Raw genomic sequence first — 22,879 nt, forward strand, 5'->3', positions numbered from 1 at the left:
AGGGCCGCCAACAACGAAACGACCTATGGTCTCTTCCCTCTGGTCATGCTCACCTCGCAGGTTCGTGTCGAACAGGCATGTGCGACGCCCGGATACGCAAGGGAAACTTCCCTGATCCAGGTCTGAGACTCCCTCGTCCTTTCCTGTTTGTGGTTTCCTCGCTCCGCCTACATGCTGGCCCAACCCGCGGCGGCAAAGAAGAGTTTTCGGTCTCAGCCGAATTGGTCTTTGCGGTGGCGATTAGTGGTTGAGGGCGGCTCGTACGGTGGCGGTGATCCGCTCGGGTGAGTATTTCTCCGGAGCGGTGAGGACCAGCCTCGCGGCCATTTCGAACAGGGCGATCACGGCGTGTGCGACGAGGTCCGGGCTGAGATCGGGCGAGGCGCCGGCGGCGCGCAGAAACTCGCCGGCCATTTCCTCGGTGCGGTGCAGGACCAGGGTGCGGGCGTATTCGCGGGCGGCGTGGAACTGGGCGGGCATGTCGGGCATCGGCATCACGATGCAGTGCCAGCGCTCCGGGGCCGCTCGCACGGCCCGGAGAAGGTCGTCGACGATCCGCGCCAGCTGGGCGCCGAGGTCACCGGCCGGGTCGAGGCGGTCGGGCACCACCGCGGCCACCTGTCGCAGCCCCTCCTCCTGCTCGCGACGCAGGAGGGCGTCGAGCAGGTCCGCGCGGTTGGCGTACACCCCGTAGATGACCGGCTTGGAGACGCCGGCCTGCCGAGCGACGGCCTCCATGGTGGCGGCCGTGTGGCCTTCGGACACCACGAGTTTCAGGGCAGCGTCGAGCAATTGCTTGCGACGTTCCTCGACGGGCGCACGCGGCGCGTACGTACGCCGGCTGGCTGTGGCGGCCACTCGCACCTCCGGTCTGGACAAAGCTACTCTAGCGTAGGATATTACTACGCGTGGGTAGCAATTCTGATTCCGGAGGGTCCGCCATGGCCGATCTCGCCACCTCGCAGGACTACGGGTTCTTCGGCCCCGGCTCGCCGACCTGGAAGGTGTGGACGGGCCCGACCGCGCTGATCGGCTTCCAGCGCTCGGTCGTGCTGGAGCACTTCGACCCGGACCTGGCCGCCGCGGTCGCCGACATGCGCGGCATCTACACCGATCCGCGCGGGCGGTTGGATCGTACGCTCGCATACTTTCTGACCGTGGCGGTCGCCGACGGGCGTACCGCGATCGCCGCGTCGGACCATCTCATGCGGGTGCACGCGGCGGCGACCGGCATCGAGCCGATCAGCGGAAAGCGTTACAGCGCCAACAATCCCTCGTCCCAGCTGTGGATTCACGTCACTGGCTGGCATTCGGTGCTCAAATGCTACGAGATGTACGGTCCAGGACCGCTGTCTGCCGCGGAGGAAAAGCAATACTGGGCGGAGTCGGTGATCGCCGCTGGGTTGCAGACCTGCAAACCCGCGGACGTGCCCAGCTCACGCGCCGAGGTGCGTGACTATTTCGCTGCCGTACGGCCACATCTGTGTACGTCCGAGCGCGCTCATCAAGGCATGCACTATCTCCTGCGTACGCCTCGACGCGGTGGCAACGCCCGGTTCTGGGCGTTGAGTCGGCTGATGGCACCGGCCACGATCGCGACTTTGCCGGCCTGGATGGGAAAGTTGGGCGGTTTCGAACAGCCTGCCGCGATCGGAAAGGCTTATGGACCGGCCGTTCGTGCTGCCGTACGAGCGTCGAACTCGCCGCGTGGGGCCTTGCGGATTATCAGTGACACGCTCCCGGAAACCGGCCGGATTCTTCGCCAGCACCATCGGCGGGCGGTGCCGCTGCGGCCGGAAACTGTCACGCCGGCGCAGGCTCGCGAGATTTACCGGGAGACAGCTCCCTCGACCAACGAGTCGGCCAGCATCGTTCGTACGTAAAGGACATGGTTCCGGTCGCGGTTGGCGGTGACCAGGCGGGCGTTGCGTAATGCCGTCAGATGCTGCGAAATCCCGCCGGTGGTGAGGCCGGTGCGGGCGGCCAGATCGGTGGTGGTCGCCGGGGTTTGCAGCTGGACCAGCAAAAGTGCCTTCGTCCGGCCGACCACGCCGGCGAGGGCCGTTGGCGTCCCGCCGGTGCCGCTTTCCCAGAGGGCGGCGACGCCGCGGGCCGGATAGAGCAGACTTGGCTGCCACGGCGGCCTGGTGATGGTGGAGATACGCGGCCACACGAAAGCCGATGGTGTCAACAAAAGTCCTTCGCCGCGCGCACTGCGGAACTTGGGCCTGTGCTCGGGGTGATGGGTGAAAACAATCGCGTCGGATCGCCAGGCCACCTGCGGGTGTAAATCGCGGAAGAGCAGCCGCGCGCCGCCGGCGGCCATCTGACGGGCCCGATAGAAGACATCGCCGTCGAGAAGTCGTTTGATCCGCGGCCAGTGCGGCGCGAGAGCCCATTCCCAGTAATCCCGGATCGAGTCGGCGAGCCGTGCCAGCCCGTCTTTTGGGTCCGCGTAAAGGTCCTGCACGCGCCGGGTCCGCCGGATCTGGAACACTTCGAGATCGTGGCGGACCTGATCGGGCTTGACCGTACGAAGCCGACGTAGGTCCGCTTCCAGGTCGGTGGCCGGGCCGTCCGGTGGCGGCGTGAGGAAATCCGGGATCCGGATCGGCGCGTTGATCAGTTCGGACAGCAGTGCGAGAGTGGACGCTGACTGCCGAAATCGCGGCTGGACCTGCCGAACCCATGGCAGGTGGGGTGCGTGGTACGACGGGTTTTTGATGACCCGGATGCTCATCACGGCCTCGCCCAGCGCCGAGAAGGCCAGTCTCGTACGGGCGAGGTCCTCGGTCGTGAAGGCCAGCTCGAGTGCCACAAATCACCCCGGTTCTTAGCTATAACTAAGAGCGTAGGCCATCGCGGAGAGCTCCGCGAAAGTGACTATCGTGAAAACAGACACCGCCGACCGGCTGCCTCGGGTCTTCTGGATAGTGTTCGCCGGTCAGCTGGTGAACCGGATCGGCAGCATGGTCGCCACTTTTCTGGTTTTCTACCTGACTTCTCGCGGCCTGACCGTGGCTGGGATCGGGGTTGTCACCACCGCGTTGGGCGTCGGTGGACTGCTGAGCCAGCCGGTCGGCGGATTTCTGGCGGACCGGTTCGGCCATCGGCTCACGCTGATCGCCGGCATGGTGGCCACCGCCGGCTGCATGGGCGCCCTCGGTGCCGCTCAGAACCTGCCGTTGCTGGCGATTTCCGCGGCCGCCTTGGGATTCGTGGGCGACCTCTATCGGCCGGCGGCAGCCGCGCTGGTCGCCGAGGTGGTCCCGCTCCGGCGCCGTTCGTACGCGTACGGGCTGATTTTCTGGGCGATCAACCTCGGCTATCCGGTAGCTGGGGTGTCGGCCGGCTTGTTGGCTGCGCACGGATTCTGGTTGTTGTTCGCCACCGACGCGTTCACCTGCCTATTGTTCGCCGGAATCATCGCGCTCGGCATCCCGGCCACCGTCGACCGGCGGCCGGCTGGCGGGCGACCGCTGGTTGGCTACCGGACCGCGTTCGCGGACTTTCGGTTGCGCTGGCTGGTGATTCTCACTTGCGGGTATTTCGTCGTCTATTCGCAGGTATTTTTCGGTCTACCGCTGGCGATCACCGGCGCTGGGCTGCCGCCTAGCAGCTTCGGCCCGATCGTGGTGGTAAACGGGGTGGGCATTGTCTGCCTGCAACCGTTCGCCAGTCGCCTGCTGGCCCGGTTCGCGCCGCTGCGGGTCCTCGGCGTCTCGTGGCTGTTTGTCGGAACAGGGATGGGGCTGGTTGGTTTTGCTCACACCACAACGGAATTCGCGTTGGCCGCAGTGGTGTGGACGGTCGGCGAGGTCGGCGCCGGCGGGGTCGCGGCCGGGCTGGTCGCCAACCTGGCGCCGACGGGTGCGCATGGCCGCTATCAGGCGTTGTACGGATGGAGCCAGGCGGTCGCGAAAGTGATCGCCGGCGCGGTGGGGCCGGCGGTCTATGTGACGGCTGGGCCGGCCGCGTTGTCCATCGGGTGCGTGGTCGTGGCCTTGGGATGTTGCGTGACCGCCTTCCGGGTCGCTCCTGCCTTTCACCGGCCTTCAAGCCGAAACATTCCTTGCGCGGACCGGCAGGATGCCCGGAGGGCCGCCTGTTAGGGAAGGACCGCAGGGCGCTGCGTCGGCTACCGTTCGCCGGTGGCAAGCAACGAACAGGAGCTGCGCTGGCAACTCGGCCAAGCGTACCAACTGCCTTATAGCACCGCACGTACGTCGCTGGTCGAGGAGATTCTCGGCCACGCCGAGGCGACTGGCGACGACCGGCTGGTGTTCGACATACGAGTGGCGATGATTGACTCCGCCAATTTCGGTGGCGAGCAGGGAAAGGGGTTCGAGTCCTTCGCATGGTGCCTTGCCGCGTACGATCGCGCCGAGGTGCGCTTCACCGACGTGGACCTGCAAACGCTGCTCTGGCGGTTCAAGTGGATTATCGGCGCGATGCCCAACTATCCCAGCATCAGCCTCGAACAGACCGAGCGGGCGCTCGCGGACATGGAGCGGCGCTATCGCAATGCTGGCCGCAGCCTCAAAGCGGTCTATTCGGAGCAGCGCAGGTTTTTCCGGCATCTCGGTGACCGTGCAGGCGCCGAGCGGGCCTTCCAGCAATGGCTTCTCGCTCCGCGGGATCGTACCAGCGACTGCGAAATCTGCGAAACCGCCGCAATGATCCATCACCATCTCTGGATGGATCGCGATAATACCGCCATCGAGCTCGCGAACGAGGCGTTGGCCCGCGGGCGGAAATGCATCAACCAGCCGCAGGGGATTCGCTCCGCGATCATGTTGCCATTGGTGCGACAGGGAAGACTCGAAGAAGCTCGGCACGCTTTCGTTCATGGTTACCGAAAGCACCGCAACGAGCCTGGCGTCTGCTGGTCGATTGCCAACTATCTGGAGTTCTGTGCGCGTACCGGAAATGAGGCCCGCGGCCTGGAAATCCTGAACCGGCACCTTCGCTGTCTCGACGAGCCTGACAGTCCAGCCGGCGAAATGTGGTTCTCCGTTGACGCGGCGCTGCTGCTGCGCAGAATGCAGACAATCGGCCAGCGGGAGCTGAAAATCACCAGGCCGGCTTACGGCGACCGGTCCGAAGCCGTACTCACCGCCGCTGAACTGCGCGTGGTGCTGGAGAACCGGGCCACGGCGCTGGCCGCCCAGTTCGACGCACGGAACCGGAACACCAGCGTCAGCGAGCAGGTCGCCGCCGAGCTGGTGGTCGAACCGGTCATCGACCGACTGGTCCTGGTCCGCGGCGTCAGCCAGTCGTGAGCATGTCGGAGAACCCGGTGATGAGGGCCCGCAAGGCGAGATCGAGGTAGCTGGTCAGGTCCTCGTCGCCGCGTGCCAGCCAGTGGTCGAAAGCGGCGCGGCAGGCCGCCAACGTGGTACGGCTGATCGTCAGTGGGTAGAGCGAGTCCGCTGGTTGAGCCAGTCGGGCGGCCGCGAAGTCGCCGACGGCGCGCTCCCAGCGGTCGTAGTGCGGCGCGGCGCTGGCCTGCAACGCCGGCACTGAACTGATGAGCCGCATCCGAGTACGCAGCTCAGGTACGTCCTCGGCGCGGTAGCGGTTGACGCCCACCACAACCTCGCGGATGGCGTCCATCAGCGGCACGTCGTACGGCACTCGCGCGAACGCCGCTCGCAGGCGCTCCACCTCGCCCTCGAAGTCGTCCCAGAGGACGGCCGCTTTCGAGTCGTAGTAACGGAAAAACGTGCGGCGGCTGACGCCGGCGGCGGTCCCGATCTGTTCGATGGTGGTCTCGTCGAAGCCCTGTTCGGTGAACAGCTGGAGCGCGATGAGCTCCAGTGCGCGCGCGGTCGTGCCCGGCGGCCGGCCACGGCGTGGACTCGGGGCCTCGGCGGTCACCCGTGCCCCCTTGTTTTCGTCACTTGGTGACATTAACATTTCGCTATTCGACACAGCGTGCCGAAAAGCCGACGTGAGGACTCTCGCTGATGAGCAACGCCTGGTTCGAGACGGTGGCGGAGGCGCGGCGACGCGCCCGGCGACGGCTGCCGAAGTCGGTTTACGGGGCGTTGGTGGCCGGGTCCGAGCGCGGGACGACCCTGACCGACAACCTGGCCGCCTTCGGTGAGCTGGGGTTCGCGCCGCATGTGGCAGGTCTGCCGGCGCAGCGCGATCTGTCGACCACGGTGTTGGGGCAGCGGATCGAGCTGCCGGTGATCCTGTCGCCAACCGGCGTACAAGCCGTGCATCCGGACGGTGAGGTCGCCGTCGCGCGCGCGGCCGCCGCCCGCGGCACCGCGCTGGGACTGAGTTCCTTCGCCAGCAAACCCATCGAGGAGGTGGTCGCGGCCAATCCGCGGACCTTCTTCCAGATTTACTGGTCTGGCAGCAAAGACCAGCTGCTGCAGCGGCTGGAACGGGCCCGCGCCGCCGGGGCGGCCGGCGTGATCGTGACCCTGGACTGGTCCTTCTCCCACGGGCGCGACTGGGGAAGTCCCGCTATTCCAGAGAAAGTCGACTTCCGTACGATGCTGCGCTACGCACCGGAGGCCATCACCCATCCGCGTTGGCTTGCCGCGTACGCGAAAACCCGCCGAGTGCCGGACCTGACCGTGCCGAACATGGGCGTGCCGGGACAGCCGGCACCGACATTTTTCGGTGCGTACGGCGAATGGATGAACACCGCGCTGCCCAGCTGGGCGGATGTGCGGTGGTTGCGCCAACAATGGGACGGGCCGTTCCTGCTGAAAGGCATCACCCGCATCGACGACGCCAGGCAGGCCGTCGACGCCGGAGTAAGCGCGATCTCGGTTTCCAACCACGGCGGCAATAACCTCGACGGAACCCCGGCGACCATTCGCGTCCTGCCGTCGATCGCCGAAGCCGTCGGCGACCAGATCGAGGTGCTGCTCGATGGCGGCGTACGGCGTGGCAGCGACGTGGTCAAGGCGCTCGCGCTGGGCGCGCGGGCGGTGCTGATCGGCCGCGCGTACCTGTGGGGCCTGGCCGCGAATGGCCAGGCCGGCGTGGAAAACGTCCTCGACATCCTGCGCGGCGGCATCGACTCGGCGCTGCTCGGGCTCGGCCGCTCCAGCGTCCACGACCTCACCTCGGACGACGTGGTCGTCCCGCCCAACTTCCTTCGCCGCCTCGGCGCCTGACCGCACCGCCCCACGTCCTCTTTCGCTGCTGGCGTATTTCGTTGGGAGCGAACGCGGCTGCCCCGGCGTACGCCGATGTGCTTGCCTGGGTGTGGACAGGGCGCCGATCGTCGTGGAGGTGTGTGATGATGTTCGAACGTTTTACCGATGGCGCGCGCCGTGTTGTCCTCCTTGGCAGGGAAGAGGCGGACATGCTCGGGGACCGGCATCTCGGGACAGAACATTTTCTGCTCGGGTTGATCCGGGAAGGAGAAGGCGTCGGGGCCACCGTGTTGCGGGCGCTGGGCGTCACGCTGGAGTCCGTACGCCGAGAGGTGCGGGAGTTGGCCGCGACCGGCCGGGACGTGCCGGACGGGCAAATTCCCTTTACCCCAAGGGCGAAAAAGGTGTTGGAGCTGAGCCTGCGGGAGGCGCTGCAGCTTGGCCATACTCATATCGGCACCGAGCACTTGCTGCTCGGATTGACCAGAAACCCGGAGGCAACCGCGACCCGGGTGTTGGTACGGCTGGATGTCGAGCCGGCCGCGGTACGCCGAGAGGTCGCCCATTTGCTTGCCGGCGACCCGAAACCCGAGGTGGCCGCCCCTGCCACTTCGCTGGTGCTGGACCAGTTCGGCCGCAATCTGACGAACGCGGCCCGGGAGGGCAAGCTGGATCCGGTGATTGGCCGGGAAAAGGTCCTCGACCGGGTGATGCGGGTGCTTTCCCGCCGTACGAAGAACAATCCGGTGCTGATCGGCGAGCCAGGAGTCGGCAAGACCGCCGTGGTGGAGGGTCTCGCGCAGGCCATCGTCAACGGTGACGTGCCGGAGCTCTTGAAAGACAAGCAAATCTATATGCTGGATTTGGGCTCTTTGGTCGCCGGGTCCCGTTATCGCGGTGATTTCGAGGAGCGCCTGAACAAGGTGCTCAAGGAAGTCCGAACTCGCGGCGACATTATTCTTTTTGTGGACGAGATCCACACGCTGGTCGGAGCCGGTGCGGCCGAGGGTGCGATCGACGCTGCCAGCATTCTCAAGCCGATGCTGGCCCGCGGCGAGCTGCGGACGATCGGCGCCACCACGGTCACCGAATACCGTAAATACTTCGAAAAGGACGCGGCTTTGGCGCGCCGGTTCCAGCCGATCGAGGTCGCCGAGCCGTCGGTAAACCAAACCGCGGAGATCCTCAAAGGCCTGCGTGGCCGGTACGAGGAGCATCACCAGGTGACCATCACCGACGCCGCGGTGGTTGCCGCGGCGACCCTCGCGGACCGGTATATCGCGGACCGTTTCCTGCCGGACAAGGCGATCGACCTGATCGACGAGGCCGGCGCGATGATGCGACTGCGTCGCATGACGGCCCCGCCGGAGCTGCGGGAATTCGACGAGATCGTCACCGAGGACATTATTGCCGAGGTGGTGGCGGGCTGGACGGGCATCCCGGTTTTCAAGCTGACTGAAGCCGAAACGTCCCGGCTGCTGCGGATGGAGGACGAGCTGCACCGGCGGGTCGTGGGCCAGCAGGAGGCGATCAGGTCGGTCAGCAAGGCGATTCGTCGTACGCGGGCCGGCCTGAATGATCCGAAGCGGCCCGGCGGCTCGTTCATTTTCGCTGGTACGTCTGGGATCGGGAAGAGCGAGCTGTCCAAGGCGCTCGCCGAGTTCTTGTTCGGTGACGACAACGCGCTTGTTCAGCTGGACATGTCCGAATTCCATGACCGGTCGACGGTGTCCCGGCTGGTGGGCGCGCCTCCCGGGTATGTCGGCTACGACGAAGGTGGCCAGCTGACCGAAAAGGTCCGCCGGAAACCCTTCAGCGTGGTGTTGTTCGACGAGATCGAGAAGGCTCATTCGGACGTTTTCAGCACGTTGTTGCAGGTGTTGGAGGACGGCCGGTTGACCGATGGCCAGGGTCGTGTGGTGGATTTCAAGAACACCGTGCTGATCATGACCACAAATCTCGGTACGCGCGATGTTTCCAAGGCCGTCAGTCTCGGTTTCCAAGGCGGCAACGACGATTCCAGCAACTACGAGCGGATGAAGCAGAAGGTTCAGGACGAGCTGAAGCAGCACTTCCGGCCGGAGTTCCTGAACCGGATCGATGACATCGTGGTGTTCCATCAGTTGACGCAGGAGCAGATCGTCCAAATCGTGGACATCATGGTCGCCCGGGTCTGCGGTCAGCTCAAGGAAAAGGGCATGACGTTGTCGTTGACCGAGAACGCTCGTACTTTCCTGGCAAAGAAGGGATTCGACCCGGTGCTCGGTGCCCGGCCGTTGCGCCGGACCATCCAGCGCGAGATCGAGGACACGCTGAGCGAGAAAATCCTCTTCGGCGAGATCCAGTCCGGTCAGCAGATCACCATCGACGTCGAAGGTGACCTGGACCGGATTTCGGCCGCACAACTGGTGTTCAAGGTGGACGAGTACGTGTAGTGGCGAACGGGTGGTCGCACGGCCACCCGTTCCGCTATTTCCATTCGGGCGCGAGGATCGCCCAGATCTGCTTGTCGTAGCGGACCCCCTGGTACGGCCAGAGTTCGCGTTGTACGCCCTCAAAAGTCATCCCGAGTCGTTTCGCGACCGCGGCGCTGCGGTCGTTGTCGGCTCGGCAATGCCACTCCGCGCGATGCAGCCCGCGGGTGCTGAACGCCCAGTCCAGGAGGGCGCCGCAAGCGGCGGTGACCAGGCCGTTCCCCTCGGCCGCACGCTCCAGCCAACAGCCAATTTCGCAGGTTCCATAGGCCGCGTCGAAATCCACGAACATCACGCCGCCGACCAGCGTTCCGTCGAGCCAGATCCCGAAAAGACGCGCACCGTCGTTGGCCTGGCGCTCGGCGTACCGGCGCAGGGTGGCCCGCGCGCCGTCTACGTCCTCGGTCACGAAGGTCGGCCCCACCCAGGGGCGGATGTGCTCACGAGCGCGGTCCTGGTTGGCGGCGAACTCCTCGGCGTGCCAGATCTCCAGCGGTCGGAGCTCGGCATTGTCCCGCAGCGGGAGGGAGAACATGATGACCCCACATTCACACAACAGTCGTTATGATTATGTACGGTAGCAGCATGCCACGAACAAAGGGCGATCACGAGGCCCGCCGCCGAGATGTCTCGGAAGCGGTCTGGCGGGTGTTGACCGCGCAGGGCTTCGGCGGTCTGACCATGCGCGCGGTCGCCGCCGAGCTCGGCGCGACCACCGGTCTGCTCACCCATTATTTCCCCAGCAAACGGGACCTTGTCGGGTACGCGCTCGACCTGCTGGAGCGGCGTACGGACAGTCGCCCGCGGCGTGCGGCCGGCGAGGGCCTGTCGGCCCTGCGCGCCGTGCTGTTCGATGTTCTGCCGCTGACCAGCGAGGACGCCGCCAGTAACCGGATCTGGGTGTCGTCGTGGGACACCGCCCTCGCCGAGCCCAGCTTGAGTGCCGACTATGCCGGCAAGTACGCGCGAAGCCGCGACAAGCTGCGTGACCTCGTTGCCGCAGCCCAAAAGCTGGGTGAACTGCCGGCCGGGGATCCGGCCCGCATCGCGGCCGGTGCCCAGGCATTCATCCTCGGTTTGGTCGTACAAGCCCTTTTTGATCCAGCAGCATTTCCGGCCAACCGGCAGATCGAGCTTTTGGACGACTATTTGGACACTGTCACGAAGCTGTGACACATCGATCGCAAGGTGTGGACATGCCACGACCACAGTGAGCCGCATGCGAATTCACCGTCCCCATCGGGGCACATCACTTCTCGCTGTCTTTCTCGTCCTCGCCGCGACCGGCCTGTTCGCTTCCCCTGCGCAGGCCATTGTCGGCGGGGTCGAGTCGTCCAAGCCGTACGCCTTCCTGGGCTCGCTGGAGCGGCCCGAGTCGCCCCGTCCGGACAAACATGTGTGCGGTGTCAGCGTGCTCGCGCCGCAGTGGGTGATCAGCGCGAGCCATTGTGCGGCCCCGCCCAACCAAGCCGCAGTCGGCACTCCGCGCGGCTGGCGGGTCCGGATCGGGTCGCTGAGCGCGAGCTCAGGCGGCCAAGTTGTCGATGTCGACAAGTTCTATCGGCTCGCCACTCCTCGGCCCGATGGCTTCTTCGGCAGAGATCTTTCGTTGCTGCACCTACGGACTCCGGTACGTGCCGTGCCGATTCGGCTCGCCAGCGCCACCCCACCGGACCACACGCCGGCGCGCATTGTCGGTTGGGGAATGACTTGCGACGATCGGAACAATCCCGCTTGTTTCCCTGACAAACTGAGGGAAGCCGACACCGCTGTCCAGCCGATCTCAGCCTGTTCGACCGGTTTGGCTGGCCAGGAACTGTGCATCGGCAGCCTCGACGGCAGCGTCGCCGCGACCAATATGGACTCCGGTGGGCCGGCGCTCGTACGGGAAAAGGGTCGCTGGGTGTTGGCCGGCATTGTCAGCGGTGGCAACGCGAACCAGCCGGTCCTCTACACGGACGTCACCAAGCGCGCCGCCTGGATCAACGGCATTGTGGACGGCACCGCCGTGCCGCCGGAGGTGCCGGTGCCGTCGCTGGCCGGCACCGTCGAACTCGACCGTTGCATGGCGTCTGTGGTGCGTACGCCCGATGCGCGGCCCGGGTCCAAAGCGCTGCTGCTGACAAATGGCCACTGCGTGGAGGGGGCGCGCCCGGCGGTTGGGTCGGCGTTGGTGGATCAGCCGGCCAACCGGCCGATCGCCATCCAGGACAGCGAGGGGTATGACAAGGTCACGGCCACCGCGAATCGGCTGGTGTACGCGACGATGACTGGCACCGATATCGCCCTTTACCGGCTTGACAAAACGTACGCGCAGCTGGCCGCCCAGGGGGAGAAGGTCTTCCAGGTGACCACCAAACCGGTGGGCGCCGGCGCTCATGTGGACGTGCTGAGCGGAGCTTATCGTCAGCCTTGTACGGTCCAGGCCGTCATTTCGCACCTGCGCGAAGCCGGTTATCAGCAGGACAATTCGTTCCGTTGGGCCGCCACCGACAACTGCTATCTTGGCCCTGGATATTCCGGTTCCGCGGTGATCGCCTCGGACGGCAACACCATCGTTGGCGTACACAACACCAGCAACCGCGACGGTGCGCAGTGCACGGACGGCAACCCGTGCGAGGTGGCCGCGAACGGGACTGTGACTTCCGTACAAGGCCGCACTTATGGCCAGCAGATCAATGCGATCCCGGCCTGCCTCACCGCTCAGTCCACATTGGACCTTTTCGCTCCGGGTTGCGTACTCGCCCGCCCAGCGGCCTGACCGCTCTGTTAGACGTAAGGCGGCTCGGCGCTGGTCCCAGCGCCGAGCCGTTTCAGTGCCGCGATATGCGCCTTACGACCACGTTTCCACGTAAAGGGCATAGGTGCTGCTGCCCGGCTCCCAATAGCATTGGTAGTCCCGATATGTGCCGGCCCGCTGGAGCGCGGCTCCCGCGTTCTCGCAGGCAAAATAGGCCAAGTAGCCCTTTTGGTAAAGGAACCATTCGTACGGTTGCGCCTTGCCCGACGGCGTCGACGCGGCAGCCGCCTCAGCCGCGGTGGGCAGTGCGGTGGCGGACGTGGCCATTATGACCGCGATGCCCGCGGCGGCGGCGAGTTTCTTCCAGTTCACAAGCGACCTCCAGTAAGAGAACCGACGGCCACAGGACGGTGGCGTGTCGCTGTTTCTTTATACGGACCGGACAGGTTCGTTGTGGTGAACCAAAAATGTCGCGTCAGTGAAATCATGATGGGCCATGTTTTGATATATGCATGACAAATGTCAGGGGAGGGTGACATTCGTCAGGCCGGGCCGCAGCTGTTCGCCAGTTATGGACAGCGCATTTGTTCGCCGTACGTTCGTCGGCTGTGGCTCGGGACAGTGCGGCGGGCTGGTCGGCGCGACAGATCCGATCCGCGACGGCTACACCCTCCGGGCAGACGGCGACAAGGGCTACGTGGAGATAGTCGCACGACACCCCGTGTGAACAGAGTCGGCTGGACCTCACCCTTTAAGCTACCCAACCAGGAGCAAGAGGAAGGGAATCGATGGCTGGAGCAGTAGCCTCCCTGCTGGCCACGCTGGTGGTGCAGTTGCCGCTCGGCGCCGCGCTGGTCGCCGGCTTCGTACTGGCGGTGATGCGCAGGCGACGCCATCCCAGGGCGGCGGCGTTGGTCATGGTCGGCATCGTCCTGGTGTTCGTGGCTCTCATCCTCACCACGGGCCTGCGCAGCTTTGGCGGCTTCCTCAACGTTTTCGCGCACGACACGACCGTCGCCGCCGACCAGGTCAACCTCGTCTTTGTGGCGGTGAACGTCATCGCCGGCCTGCTGGCCGCCGTCGCCTGGATTCTGGCCGCTGTCGCGGTGGTCAGCAGACCAGGTCCAAGCGAACCGCGAATCGGTACGTCATCGGGAGCGGATGCGGCATGACGAGCGACAGCATTTTCCTCGACACCCTGTTGCGCTATCTGGCCACTCAGATCCCCGTACTGATCGCCTTGCCGGCGGCGATCGTGATCGTCGTCGCCAACAGGGCTACGGATCGCCGCAAGACCGTCATCGGTGTTGTCGCTTTCGTGCTGGCGCTGCTTTCCGCGCTGCTGTGGCCGCCGGTCGTCGCGCTGAGCTCTTGGCTTACCGCGACAGACCACGGGGGTTCGATCGTCGGCTCGGTGGTGAATGGTGGCGGTGATTTCGCGCTCAACATCCTGACCGGAGTGGCTTGGCTGCTCATAGTGTTGGCCATTTTCGGCCGCAAGGCGACATCGGAGAGCTGACGGGATTTTGGCTCAGTCGGCTGGCCCGGCTTATCCCATTATTCGCTAAGGGCAACGATCCGGCGTGCCTCGGCCCGGATTTGTGCCTCAACCTCGGAAGTGTCTGGGGCAGTTATCGGGTATTCCGCGCAGTCGTACATGTCGTCGAGTTCGACAAGCGTCCTGGCCAGCGCAAGACCGTCGTGACTGAACTTTTGGTGCGCCCAGGTGGTGAGGTCTCGAGGGGCCAGGTGTCCGGCCAGCATTCGCGCACTCAGAGCGGTGAGTCCGGCCTCCATCGCGTTCGCACTGTCGACGAGGTGATACGACAGGCCCAGCTCGTCCATGGCCGCTTCCAGCACCAAAGGCATCTCGACAACCGCATCGCGATAAGGCACCGCCGCGAGCATCGAAAGGGCGGTTCCGTCCAGGCCGGCGACCAACGCGTCGCAGGCGGCGCGTACGACGTCGGCGGCATCCAGATAGCCGATGCCCTACAGGGCGGCCGCATTCGCCACCTGTTTCCGCGCCGCATCTCGATTCATGCCACTGATGATGACGCACCGCACGCCAGCGGTCACCCGCCTTTTCCAGCGGCATTCTCACCACTACGTCGTCCATGCCGCCTTTTCCTGGAATTTCCGGGCGGCGGCCTAGACGTGCTGTTCGACGCAGCCCGCCAGTTCGTTCAACGCGACCCGGCGGCCGGTGTCAACGGCCTCGCGAAGCAAGTGCGCACGCCGTTCCGTACGGCCGATTTTCGCGCTGCCAATGGGCGGCCGGATCTGCAGGACCGCGGGATGTGAAGCCAGCAGGCGCTCTTCCTCGGCTCGGATGGCTTCCCGCCGCAGCCATGACGCGCCGGCTCCTGGCGCGTTGCGGGCGAACCATCGCGACATCAGCAGACGTTCGGCGCGCGCGGGGGCCGACGCGGTCTCGTCCGTACGCCGAGTGCGGAGCGCGACAATGTGCGTGGCGTTCTGCGCGAGTGCTGTTCGCACCGGAACGGCTTCGCTCAGCCCGGCGTCGACATAGGACCGCCCATCGATCTCAATAGGACCGCCGGTGAGAAGTGGCATGGCGGTCGATGCTCGAAGCGCGGTTTGCAAGCTGGACTGATCATGGATCTGCTCGTACAGATCGACGGGCTCACCGGTCTGGGCGTCGGTGGCGATCGGGTGGAATGTCACGGCGCTGTCGAGAATTTCCTGGAAGCCCATCGGCATGATCTCGGTATACACCTTGTGGACCAGGAAATCGGTGTCTACGACAGGCCGCCGACGCAGGGCTCGCCGTGGATTGATGGTCGTCCGCATGATAATCGGATCCCACCACGCGTGCTGGGTGCTTTCGGCGCGACCGCACACTAACCAAGCCGCGTTCAACGCTCCGGCGGAACTGCCATAGACGGCATCAAACATCGGCAGCAGGCCGAGTTGTTCGATGGGAATCGTCATGCCGCTCGAGTACGCGCCACGCGAACTCCCACCTTCGATCAGGAGCACCAGCCGCGCATTGTCGCCGCGTTGTCCGGGCACGCTTCCCTGCTGTTTGCGCTCACGCAACAGCTGCAGCACAGTGTCGGTCACCATTCCACCTCGAGTAGCACTTTCATCGTCAGACCCGGCGAGCGAGGGTACGTGTGGCGGGCTCTTGACAGAGACCGGTGATCAGTGCGTTGAGCCCGACTCGCCAGCGACGGTCTACGGATTGCTTTGACGATCCAAGCCGATGAGCTGCTTCCGCGGCGGCCATGCCATCGATGAATGAGAAGAAGACGTGAGCGATATCGGTGGGGTCGCCGACGAATAACCCCGCGTCCACCGCGCCCCGGATGTGCCGGAGAAAGACCTTCCGCACTTTGACGCCGGCATTGTCATCGTCCGCGGTCGGATCGAAATCGGCGAATGGCCGGGAAAACATGATCTGTGACAACACCGGGTTGGTGACCACGAACCGCCGGAAGGCCTCGGCGAGGTGCCGGAGCGCCTCCAGCGGATCCGCGGTCGGGGGAGTCGCGGACAGGCTGTCGCCGAGCATCCGGAATCCCTGGAAGAAGACTTCCCGGATCAGTCCCGCCTTGTCGCCGAAGACCTCGTAGATCGCCGGCACGGATGCATTCGCGCGGCGGGCGACGGTCCGGGTGGTCAGCCCTGTCACGCCCTCCTCGGCGAGCAACGCCAAGGCGCTGGCCACCCCCCGCTCGCGGAGGGCGTCAGTGCGTTGCTTGACTCGAGGCACCACCCGACCATAGCAGTCGAACGGATGTTACGGAACAGTGATACAGAACGCTGGGGGCGAGCCGTGCATCCCGCTTCAGCACTACTAAAGCCGGGGGTGTTGTAGTGGACTTTCCCCGGACGTGGCCGATGGGCTGGTGATACGGCTGGTCAAGTGGTAGTCGGACGGTTGCTGCGCAACATGGGCCTGTTGCCGGGGCGACAGTTTGTGGCGGGCAGAGCTGGAAGAGCGACGAATATTCCGCCTCTGTCGCGGCTGCGAAGAAGACCGGTGCGGTGGTGTACGTCGCCCGACGAGGTCCTGGATCAGGTCTGATTTTCACAGTGGCACCACGTGGGAACGAATGGGGCTTCATTACCGCTTCGTAGAAAACAAGCAGTTGAGTATCGGGCCAGCGCGCGCGCTCTGAAATGGAAGTTCTCCACAGGGGCATTTACGCGGTCCGTTTCTTATCCACAGAAACGAAAACTGGCAGCCCGACTGTCGGTGGCAGCCAGTAAAATCGGGTCATGAGCAGAAAACGACGGCGACCCGAATTCACCGACCCCAACAAACAGCCGTGGCGCACCATGCCACCCAGCTGGGTTCCCCTGCAGATGCTGGAAGAACTCGACCGGTACGGCCGAGCCGACGCTGACACCGCGCTGGCCGCGGTCGAGACGCTGGACAAGGTGATCTCGTATACGCAGGCGATGCAGATGCGGTTCATGGACCGCTTCACCAACGCCCGACCAGCCGTAGGTGCACCCTTCTCCAAATACGCGGCCGGTGAAATCGCCGCATCACTAACCTGGAGTCTGTCCGCCGCCCAGAAACGACTGAATTTGGCGTACCAACTCGTCCACGAACTCCCCGGCACCATGGCCGGGATGTCTCACGGTCACCTCGACTTGCGCAAGGCATTCACCTTCGCTGACCAAGTTGGTCACCTCTCACCCGAAGACGCCCGCAAAGTCGAAGAAAAGGTCCTACCCGGCGCCGATTCCAAGACGCCTCGATCGATCCGGGACAGGGCCCGGCGGGAGGTCATCAAAATCGACCCAGCCGCCGCCGAAGCCCGCCGCAAGAAACTGGTCTCCGAGAGGCGAGTAGAAAAGCAACCCTGCGAAGACGGGATTGCGCTGCTGGGCGCGTTCCTGCCCGCCGAATCAGCGGAAGCGATCTACCGTCGCATCGACACCATCGCCCGCAGCCTCAAAACGAAAGACGAGGCTCGGACGATGGACGCTTTGCGAGCGGACGCGTTGACCGATCTGTGCCTCGGCATCCCCAGCAACGTACGCACCAAAATCGAACTCCGCGTCGACGCCACCACCCTCATGGGCCTGGACGACAACCCCGCCATATTGAGCGGATACGGCCCGATGACCGCGCAACACGCACGCGAACTTGCTGGAGATGAAACCAGTGAGTGGTACCGAATCCTCACCGACCCCGTCAGCGGAGTGGTCATCGACCACGGCCGTACGCGCTACCGCCCCACCAAAGCACTACGGGACCTGGTGAACGCACGCGACCAACGATGCTGCGGACCCGCCTGCAACAGGCCGGCGGCGACCTGCGAGTTCGACCACACCACCCCCTTCCGCGACCCGGAAGGGAAAACCGCGTACGACAGCACCGGACCAGCCTGCAAACTCCACAACGACATCAAAGAACACGGCTGGACCGTCACCCAACCCACACCAGGACGATTCCTCTGGACCAGCCCCACCGGACGCACCTACGACGTCACCCCCAACGACGAATACCCACCACCACCGTTCTAAACAGTAGGAAGGGGTCCGGTGATCCCGGGTTCACCTGCGGTCAAGTATTCACCACTTGACCGGAAGGGCATGTGCTCCATAGATCCGCATGTCCGAGCGCAGCGGCACCTCGTGCGGCTCGCATGCGAGCGCGAGATCCGGGAAGCGCCGCAGCAGGTGGTGGTAGCCGATTTTCATCTCGGTACGAGCGAGTTGCTGGCCGAGGCACTGGTGGATGCCGTGGCCGAAGGCGACGTGGCTCGCTCGCGGCCGGCTGACATCGAGATCGTTGGGATTCTCGGTCAGCGCGGGATCGCGGTTCGCCGCTGGCAGTGAAATGAGTACGGTCTGGCCTGCGCGGATCGTCACCTCGCCGATGGTGATGTCCCCGATCGCGAGGCGCGAGAGGCCGAGGCTCCCGACAATGCTGAGATAGCGCAGAAGTTCTTCCACCGCGCCGGGCATCAACTCGGGTTTTTCTCGCAGCAAACGCAACTGCTCCGGATTCTGCAGCAGGGCGAAGGTACCGAGCGAGAGCATGTTGGCGGTGGTCTCGTGTCCGGCGATCAGGAGAAGCACCGAGATATTGGTCAGCTCCTCGTCAGTGAGGTCGGTGTCCTGGATCAGGCCGGAAATGATCGCGTCGTCGGGTCGTGTCCGCTTCTGCGCTACCAAACCAGCGAGAAATGCTTGGATTTCCGCGGAAGCACTCTGGCCCGCTTCTTTCGTGGTGTCGATGGCGAGCATGGTTTTGGTGAGCTGCTGGAAATGTTCGCGGTCTTCGTAGTGAACACCGAGCAGTTCGCAGATAACCAGCGACGGCACCGGAAGCGCGAAATGGGTGACCAGGTCGGCCGGTGAGCCAGCGGCCGCGAGGGCGTCCAGTTGCTCGGCGACGATCTGCTCCACTCGCGGTTCGAGTTTTTGCATACGTCGTACGGTGAACTGACCGGTGAGCATCCTACGGTAATGTGTGTGCTCCGGCGGGTCCTGAAGAATGAACATGCCCGGCGGGACGGTCGCGTCCGGGTCGTTCATCCGCCCAGCTGGAACCTGGGCCTTCAGTCGGTCCGCGCTCAGTCGCGGGTCGGCGAGCAGTGCGCGGGCCTGCCGGTGGCCGGTGACCGCCCATCCGGTGTCGCCGCTGGGCAGCCGGACGGGGTTGACTGGCGCGAAGGACTGGAACTCCATCGGCGGGTCGAAACCCTGACGCTGCCACGGATATGCCGGCAAGGTGGACGAGTTTACTGCTGAGCTCACGATGTGCCAGTCCTTTGTTCGCAGGGGAGGGCTACCAGGAAAGCGACAGCTCGCTCGGGCCGTTGATCAAGGTGCCGACCCGCCAGCTGGGCTGTTCATGCACTGCCAGGTGGGGAAATGCGGTCAGCAACGCGCCGAGGCCGACCCGCAGTTCCATTCGGGCCAGTTGAGCGCCGAGACAGTGGTGGACCCCGAAACCGAAGGCGACGTGCGGATTGCGCGTACGCTCCAGGTCGAGGACGTCGGCGTTCTCAAAGGCGGTGTCGTCGCGGTTCGCCGAAGCCATCGCGGCCATCACCGCTTCCCCGGCGCGCACGAGCGTGCCGCCGACTTCCACGTCCTCGGTGGCTATCCGCGCCAGGCCACCGCCGTTGCCCAGTGGCACATATCGCAGCAGTTCCTCGATCGCGGTGTTGAGCCGTTCCGGGTGGGCGGCGAGCGTGCCCCAGAGACCGGTGTCCAGCAGTGTGTAAACGAAGTTCGAGATCTGGTTTGCGGTGGTTTCGTGGCCAGCCACCAAAATTGTGACGCCCAGGTTGACCAGCCCGGCCTCGGTGAGGCGGTCCTGGTCGTCGCGGGCAGCGACGAGTTGCGACAGCAGGTCGGTGCGGGGTTGTTCGCGATGTTCGGCGATGTGGTGGGCCAGATAGTTTTCCAGCTCGGCGCGGGCGGCTTGGACTTGTTCGCCGGTGGCGCCGGTGGTACTGAGAATGACCCGGGAGAAATGCTGAAAGAAATGCCGGTCTTTCGCCGGCACTCCCAGCAGCTCGCAAATCACCGTGACCGGCAGCGGCAGCGAGAAATTGTCGACCAGGTCCACCGGCGCGCCCTTCGCGCGCATGCCATCGATCAGGTCAGCCACCACCTGCTCGGTACGCGGACGCCAGCTTTCGATGTTCTTCATGGTGAAAGTGCTGGCCACCAGCCGGCGCAGCCGGGAATGCTCGGGCGGGTCCATCGACAGCAGGTTGTCCGGCTGGGCCGGCACCGGTGTGCTGCGCGGCACGTCCGCGCCGACCGCCGCGGCCCGCGAGAACCGCGGATCCGCCAGCACGGTCTTCACGTCTGCATAGCGGGTGACCAGCCAACCCTCGCCGCCGTACGGCAGCGCCACCCGGCGTACCGGCTGGCCCTCCCGCAGCGCCGCGAACTCGGCCGGCGGCTGCAGGTGCCCCGGTGCCGCGAACGGGAACGCGACGGCGGTGCTTTCCGTCATCAGGAAGCCGTTCCCTGGCTGAGGGCCGCGGCGATCGCAATGGCCTGGCTGGGGCAGAGCTGGGCGGCCTCAGTGGCGGCCTCGGCTAGCTCAGGCGGCGGATTTTCGCGCAGTACCACGACAATCCCCTCGGATTCGTCCTGGTCGAAGAGCTCCGGCGCGACCCGTACACACTGGCCGGCGCCGATACAACGCTCGCGATCGGCAACGATCCTCATCGCTGGACACCTCCTGGCGGTCTGCGAAATATTCGCGAACTACGCATCCCACTCTAACCATGCTTGCAGTATGTGCAAGTAGATGTCCGATGTTACTTTGCATGAAGTGCAAGATACCTGGCGGGTACTTCGGTGGATTCAGGGTTGCCGCAGTCCTTCGATGAGGAGCTCGACCAGTTGACGCGGGTCGTAGTCGTGATCGCCGCCGACGCAGAGGTTCCCGACGCCGCGCATGAGTTGCAGGGCTCGTACGTCGGAGCGGATCTCGCCGGCGTCGGCCGCCGCGTCGAGCAGGTGGGCGCACACCGGAACAAGGCGGTCGAGGAAGTACGCGTGCAACGTGTCGAAGCCGGCGTTGTCGGATCGCAGGACAGCGGCGAGCCCGTGTTTGGTGACCAGGAAGTCAACGAACAGGTCAATCCATTGCCGCAGTGCCGCGTACGCGGTTTCGTTGCTGGCCAACAAAGCTGGGCCGGCTTGGGCGCAGGCCTGCACTTGATGCCGGTAGACGGCGATGATCAAATCGGCGCGGGTGGGGAAGTGGCGGTAGATCGTGGCCGTACCCACCTGGGCTTTGGCCGCGATGTCCCGTACCGGCGCCTCCACACCGGACGTGACGAAAACCGCGGCCGCCGCATCAAGCAAAGCCGCCTCGTTCCGCCGCGCGTCCGCCCTCTTGGGCCGGCCCATGTCCTTCATTGCACTTCCCTGTGACTCGTCCTAGATAAACGGGACACTGTCCCGTATCGTTAAACGGGACAACGTTCCGCTTGACCATGATGGCAGATGAGCGGCCACGAGAGGAAGTACGACACATGTCTCACCCCAGTTTTGGGCTCATGACCGCACCCATGCAGGTCGACTACCAGGACATTCTCCGCGTCTGGCAGGAGGCCGACGGGATTGCGGAGATCGAGCACGCGTGGTTGTTCGACCACCTCATGCCGATCGGCGGCGATCCGGACGGCCCCATCTACGAGGGCTGGACGTTGCTGTCGGCCCTGGCCGCCCAGACCCAGCGCCTGCGGCTCGGCCTGCTGGTGAGCAGCAACCGGTTCCGGCCGCCGGCGATGCTGGCCAAGATGGCGACGACTGTGGACATCGTGTCCGGCGGACGACTCAACTTCGGCATCGGCGCCGGCTCCAGGCCCAGTCACCCGTTGGCGCGGCGCGAGTACGAAGGGCATGGGCTCCCGTTCCATGACTTCGCGCACTCCGTGGAGAGCCTTGCCGAGGCCTGTACGGTGATTCGGCGACTGTGGACCGAACCGCGGCCGTTCGATTTCGACGGTACGTACGTGCAGGTCAAGGGCGCGTACGGCAACCCCAAGCCGGTCCAGAGCCCGCACCCGCCAATCGTCATTGGCGGCCGTTCGTCAGCGACGCTGCGGGTCGCCGCCGAACACGCCGACGTGTGGAACATCCCGGGCGGTGACCTGGACGACCTCGTCAACCGCAGCGCACTCCTGGACCGCTACTGCGCGGAGATCGGCCGCGACCCCGCCTCGATCACCCGCTCGGTCTTCTTGCCCGTCTCGTACGACGAACCAACCGTCACTCGAAAAGCGATAGGCGAGGCGGTCGACGCCGGTTTCACGCACGTCGTTCTTGGCCTGTCCAACCCGTACCCGGTCGGCGTCGCGCATTGGGTCGCCGACGAACTCATCAACGCTTGACCGGTCTGTGTGCGTGATCACCGTACCTTGAGCGATCGCTTAAATCTTGCTACGGTGCTGCTCGTGGACGGGTTTAAGCGATCGCTTAAGTGGGTGACTGTAGGTGCCATGACACCGTCGGTCCGAGTGACGGGATTCGTACGATGATTTTCAGCCTCAGTTTCCACCTGCAACTGGTGGGCGTGGCCACGATCATCCTGGGAGCAGTCAACTTCGGCTGGCCGCGGCTGCTCGGCTGGTCCGCCGACCTGGCAGCGGCGAGACCGCTCACCCGGCAGATGATTCACAGCCAGACCTATTACATCGGTCTCACCTGCGTGATTCTGGGATTCGCTCCGCTGGTGCTCACTGCTGAGCTGCTGACGCCCAGTCGACTGTCCACTGCCATCCTGGCCGCTGAGACGCTCTTCTGGGGAATGCGCTGGCTGACGCAGTTCGTCGTTTTCCCGCCCCGGATCTGGCGGACCTCGCGGCTCTACACTGCCGGTTTCATCGGATTCACCCTGTTCTGGACGTGGATCGTGACCGTCTTCGCGGTCGCTTTGCTCCGCTCGCTGGGAATCTGGTCGGCGTGAATGACGCCAAATGGCGGCTGAACAGTCACACTCTGAACACCCACGGCCGGGACGGCATCGCGCAGTAGCCGTCGATGTCACCTTTCTGTCCTGGGCGGTGTCTGTAAGG

The 22,879-nt window shown here is 64.9% G+C and carries 24 protein-coding genes; 12 read left to right on the forward strand and 12 right to left on the reverse strand.

Going from position 1 to position 22,879, the window contains the following annotated elements:
* Nucleotides 1–240 precede the first annotated feature (240 nt).
* Entirely contained in the window at nt 241–858 is a 618-nt protein-coding gene (locus ABD301_RS39435) for a TetR/AcrR family transcriptional regulator (RefSeq protein WP_344315151.1), read from the reverse strand.
* 83 nt (nt 859–941) lie between these two features.
* On the opposite strand from ABD301_RS39435, the gene ABD301_RS39440 reads away from it, so the two are divergent.
* On the forward strand, nt 942–1,883 hold the full coding sequence (locus tag ABD301_RS39440; protein ID WP_344315152.1) for an oxygenase MpaB family protein: 942 nt from the start codon (nt 942–944) through the stop codon (nt 1,881–1,883).
* Here ABD301_RS39440 and ABD301_RS39445 read toward each other — a convergent pair.
* On the reverse strand, nt 1,829–2,818 hold the full coding sequence (locus ABD301_RS39445; protein WP_344315153.1) for an ArsR/SmtB family transcription factor: 990 nt from the start codon (nt 2,816–2,818) through the stop codon (nt 1,829–1,831). The genes ABD301_RS39440 and ABD301_RS39445 overlap by 55 nt on opposite strands.
* Before the next feature lie 70 nt (nt 2,819–2,888).
* On the opposite strand from ABD301_RS39445, the gene ABD301_RS39450 reads away from it, so the two are divergent.
* On the forward strand, nt 2,889–4,112 hold the full coding sequence (locus ABD301_RS39450) for an MFS transporter (RefSeq protein ID WP_344315154.1): 1,224 nt from the start codon (nt 2,889–2,891) through the stop codon (nt 4,110–4,112).
* Nucleotides 4,113–4,151: 39 nt separating this feature from the next.
* Complete coding sequence (locus tag ABD301_RS39455; RefSeq protein ID WP_344315155.1) at nt 4,152–5,282, forward strand: hypothetical protein; 1,131 nt, start codon at nt 4,152–4,154, stop codon at nt 5,280–5,282.
* On the opposite strand, the gene mftR is transcribed toward ABD301_RS39455, so the two are convergent.
* A complete protein-coding gene (mftR, locus tag ABD301_RS39460; RefSeq protein WP_279581500.1) occupies nt 5,269–5,880 on the reverse strand; it encodes a mycofactocin system transcriptional regulator in 612 nt (203 codons plus the stop codon). The two genes, ABD301_RS39455 and mftR, sit on opposite strands and share 14 nt — an antisense overlap.
* An 89-nt stretch (nt 5,881–5,969) precedes the next feature.
* On the opposite strand from mftR, the gene mftD reads away from it, so the two are divergent.
* Nucleotides 5,970–7,142, forward strand: a complete 1,173-nt coding sequence (gene mftD, locus ABD301_RS39465) for a pre-mycofactocin synthase MftD (RefSeq protein WP_425552022.1) — start codon at nt 5,970–5,972, stop codon at nt 7,140–7,142.
* Nucleotides 7,143–7,270: 128 nt separating this feature from the next.
* Nucleotides 7,271–9,559, forward strand: a complete 2,289-nt coding sequence (locus ABD301_RS39470) for an ATP-dependent Clp protease ATP-binding subunit (RefSeq protein WP_344315156.1) — start codon at nt 7,271–7,273, stop codon at nt 9,557–9,559.
* A 34-nt stretch (nt 9,560–9,593) separates the two neighbouring features.
* Here ABD301_RS39470 and ABD301_RS39475 read toward each other — a convergent pair whose 3' ends face one another.
* Entirely contained in the window at nt 9,594–10,133 is a 540-nt protein-coding gene (locus ABD301_RS39475; RefSeq protein ID WP_163570088.1) for a GNAT family N-acetyltransferase, read from the reverse strand.
* 50 nt (nt 10,134–10,183) lie between these two features.
* Between ABD301_RS39475 and ABD301_RS39480 the strand changes: the two genes are divergently transcribed.
* Nucleotides 10,184–10,771: a TetR/AcrR family transcriptional regulator gene (locus ABD301_RS39480; protein WP_163570089.1), complete on the forward strand. Its 588-nt coding sequence runs from the start codon at nt 10,184–10,186 to the stop codon at nt 10,769–10,771.
* Between the two features lie 46 nt (nt 10,772–10,817).
* Nucleotides 10,818–12,359, forward strand: a complete 1,542-nt coding sequence (locus ABD301_RS39485; protein ID WP_344315157.1) for a trypsin-like serine protease — start codon at nt 10,818–10,820, stop codon at nt 12,357–12,359.
* 72 nt (nt 12,360–12,431) lie between these two features.
* On the opposite strand, the gene ABD301_RS39490 is transcribed toward ABD301_RS39485, so the two are convergent.
* Nucleotides 12,432–12,710, reverse strand: coding sequence for a hypothetical protein (locus tag ABD301_RS39490; RefSeq protein WP_163570091.1), 279 nt, complete (start codon nt 12,708–12,710; stop codon nt 12,432–12,434).
* Between the two features lie 416 nt (nt 12,711–13,126).
* Here ABD301_RS39490 and ABD301_RS39495 point away from each other — a divergent pair, with 416 nt between their 5' ends.
* Nucleotides 13,127–13,510, forward strand: coding sequence for a hypothetical protein (locus tag ABD301_RS39495; protein WP_163570092.1), 384 nt, complete (start codon nt 13,127–13,129; stop codon nt 13,508–13,510).
* Nucleotides 13,507–13,857, forward strand: a complete 351-nt coding sequence (locus tag ABD301_RS39500; protein ID WP_344315158.1) for a hypothetical protein — start codon at nt 13,507–13,509, stop codon at nt 13,855–13,857. Before ABD301_RS39495 ends, ABD301_RS39500 begins: the two co-directional genes overlap by 4 nt.
* A gap of 38 nt (nt 13,858–13,895) precedes the next feature.
* Here the strand turns inward: ABD301_RS39500 and ABD301_RS39505 are convergent, their stop codons facing one another.
* The 3 genes from ABD301_RS39505 to ABD301_RS39515 form a co-directional block, all read right to left on the reverse strand.
* Nucleotides 13,896–14,234 carry a hypothetical protein gene (locus tag ABD301_RS39505; RefSeq protein WP_344315159.1) on the reverse strand — a complete coding sequence of 113 codons (339 nt, stop codon included), beginning with the start codon at nt 14,232–14,234 and terminating at the stop codon, nt 13,896–13,898.
* Between the two features lie 255 nt (nt 14,235–14,489).
* A complete protein-coding gene (locus ABD301_RS39510; protein ID WP_344315160.1) occupies nt 14,490–15,425 on the reverse strand; it encodes a patatin-like phospholipase family protein in 936 nt (311 codons plus the stop codon).
* 28 nt (nt 15,426–15,453) lie between these two features.
* The gene (locus ABD301_RS39515; RefSeq protein WP_344315161.1) at nt 15,454–16,077 is read right to left on the reverse strand and encodes a TetR/AcrR family transcriptional regulator; all 624 of its coding nucleotides are present in this window, start codon (nt 16,075–16,077) and stop codon (nt 15,454–15,456) included.
* 509 nt (nt 16,078–16,586) lie between these two features.
* On the opposite strand from ABD301_RS39515, the gene ABD301_RS39520 reads away from it, so the two are divergent.
* Entirely contained in the window at nt 16,587–17,846 is a 1,260-nt protein-coding gene (locus ABD301_RS39520; RefSeq protein ID WP_344315163.1) for a DUF222 domain-containing protein, read from the forward strand.
* A gap of 48 nt (nt 17,847–17,894) precedes the next feature.
* Here ABD301_RS39520 and ABD301_RS39525 read toward each other — a convergent pair whose 3' ends face one another.
* The 4 genes from ABD301_RS39525 to ABD301_RS39540 form a co-directional block, all read right to left on the reverse strand.
* The gene (locus ABD301_RS39525; protein WP_344315164.1) at nt 17,895–19,085 is read right to left on the reverse strand and encodes a cytochrome P450; all 1,191 of its coding nucleotides are present in this window, start codon (nt 19,083–19,085) and stop codon (nt 17,895–17,897) included.
* 31 nt (nt 19,086–19,116) lie between these two features.
* Nucleotides 19,117–20,301, reverse strand: a complete 1,185-nt coding sequence (locus ABD301_RS39530; protein ID WP_344315165.1) for a cytochrome P450 — start codon at nt 20,299–20,301, stop codon at nt 19,117–19,119.
* Nucleotides 20,301–20,519: a ferredoxin gene (locus ABD301_RS39535; RefSeq protein WP_163570098.1), complete on the reverse strand. Its 219-nt coding sequence runs from the start codon at nt 20,517–20,519 to the stop codon at nt 20,301–20,303. Before ABD301_RS39535 ends, ABD301_RS39530 begins: the two co-directional genes overlap by 1 nt.
* Before the next feature lie 138 nt (nt 20,520–20,657).
* Nucleotides 20,658–21,218, reverse strand: a complete 561-nt coding sequence (locus ABD301_RS39540) for a TetR/AcrR family transcriptional regulator (RefSeq protein ID WP_344315166.1) — start codon at nt 21,216–21,218, stop codon at nt 20,658–20,660.
* Nucleotides 21,219–21,358: 140 nt separating this feature from the next.
* On the opposite strand from ABD301_RS39540, the gene ABD301_RS39545 reads away from it, so the two are divergent.
* Together ABD301_RS39545 and ABD301_RS39550 are read left to right on the forward strand one after the other, a co-directional pair.
* A complete protein-coding gene (locus ABD301_RS39545) occupies nt 21,359–22,195 on the forward strand; it encodes an LLM class flavin-dependent oxidoreductase (RefSeq protein WP_344315167.1) in 837 nt (278 codons plus the stop codon).
* Between the two features lie 143 nt (nt 22,196–22,338).
* A complete protein-coding gene (locus ABD301_RS39550) occupies nt 22,339–22,770 on the forward strand; it encodes a hypothetical protein (protein ID WP_344315168.1) in 432 nt (143 codons plus the stop codon).
* Nucleotides 22,771–22,879: the final 109 nt, after the last annotated feature.

The sequence above is a fragment of the Fodinicola feengrottensis genome, assembly GCF_039530045.1.
GTDB lineage: Bacteria > Actinomycetota > Actinomycetes > Mycobacteriales > HKI-0501 > Fodinicola > Fodinicola feengrottensis.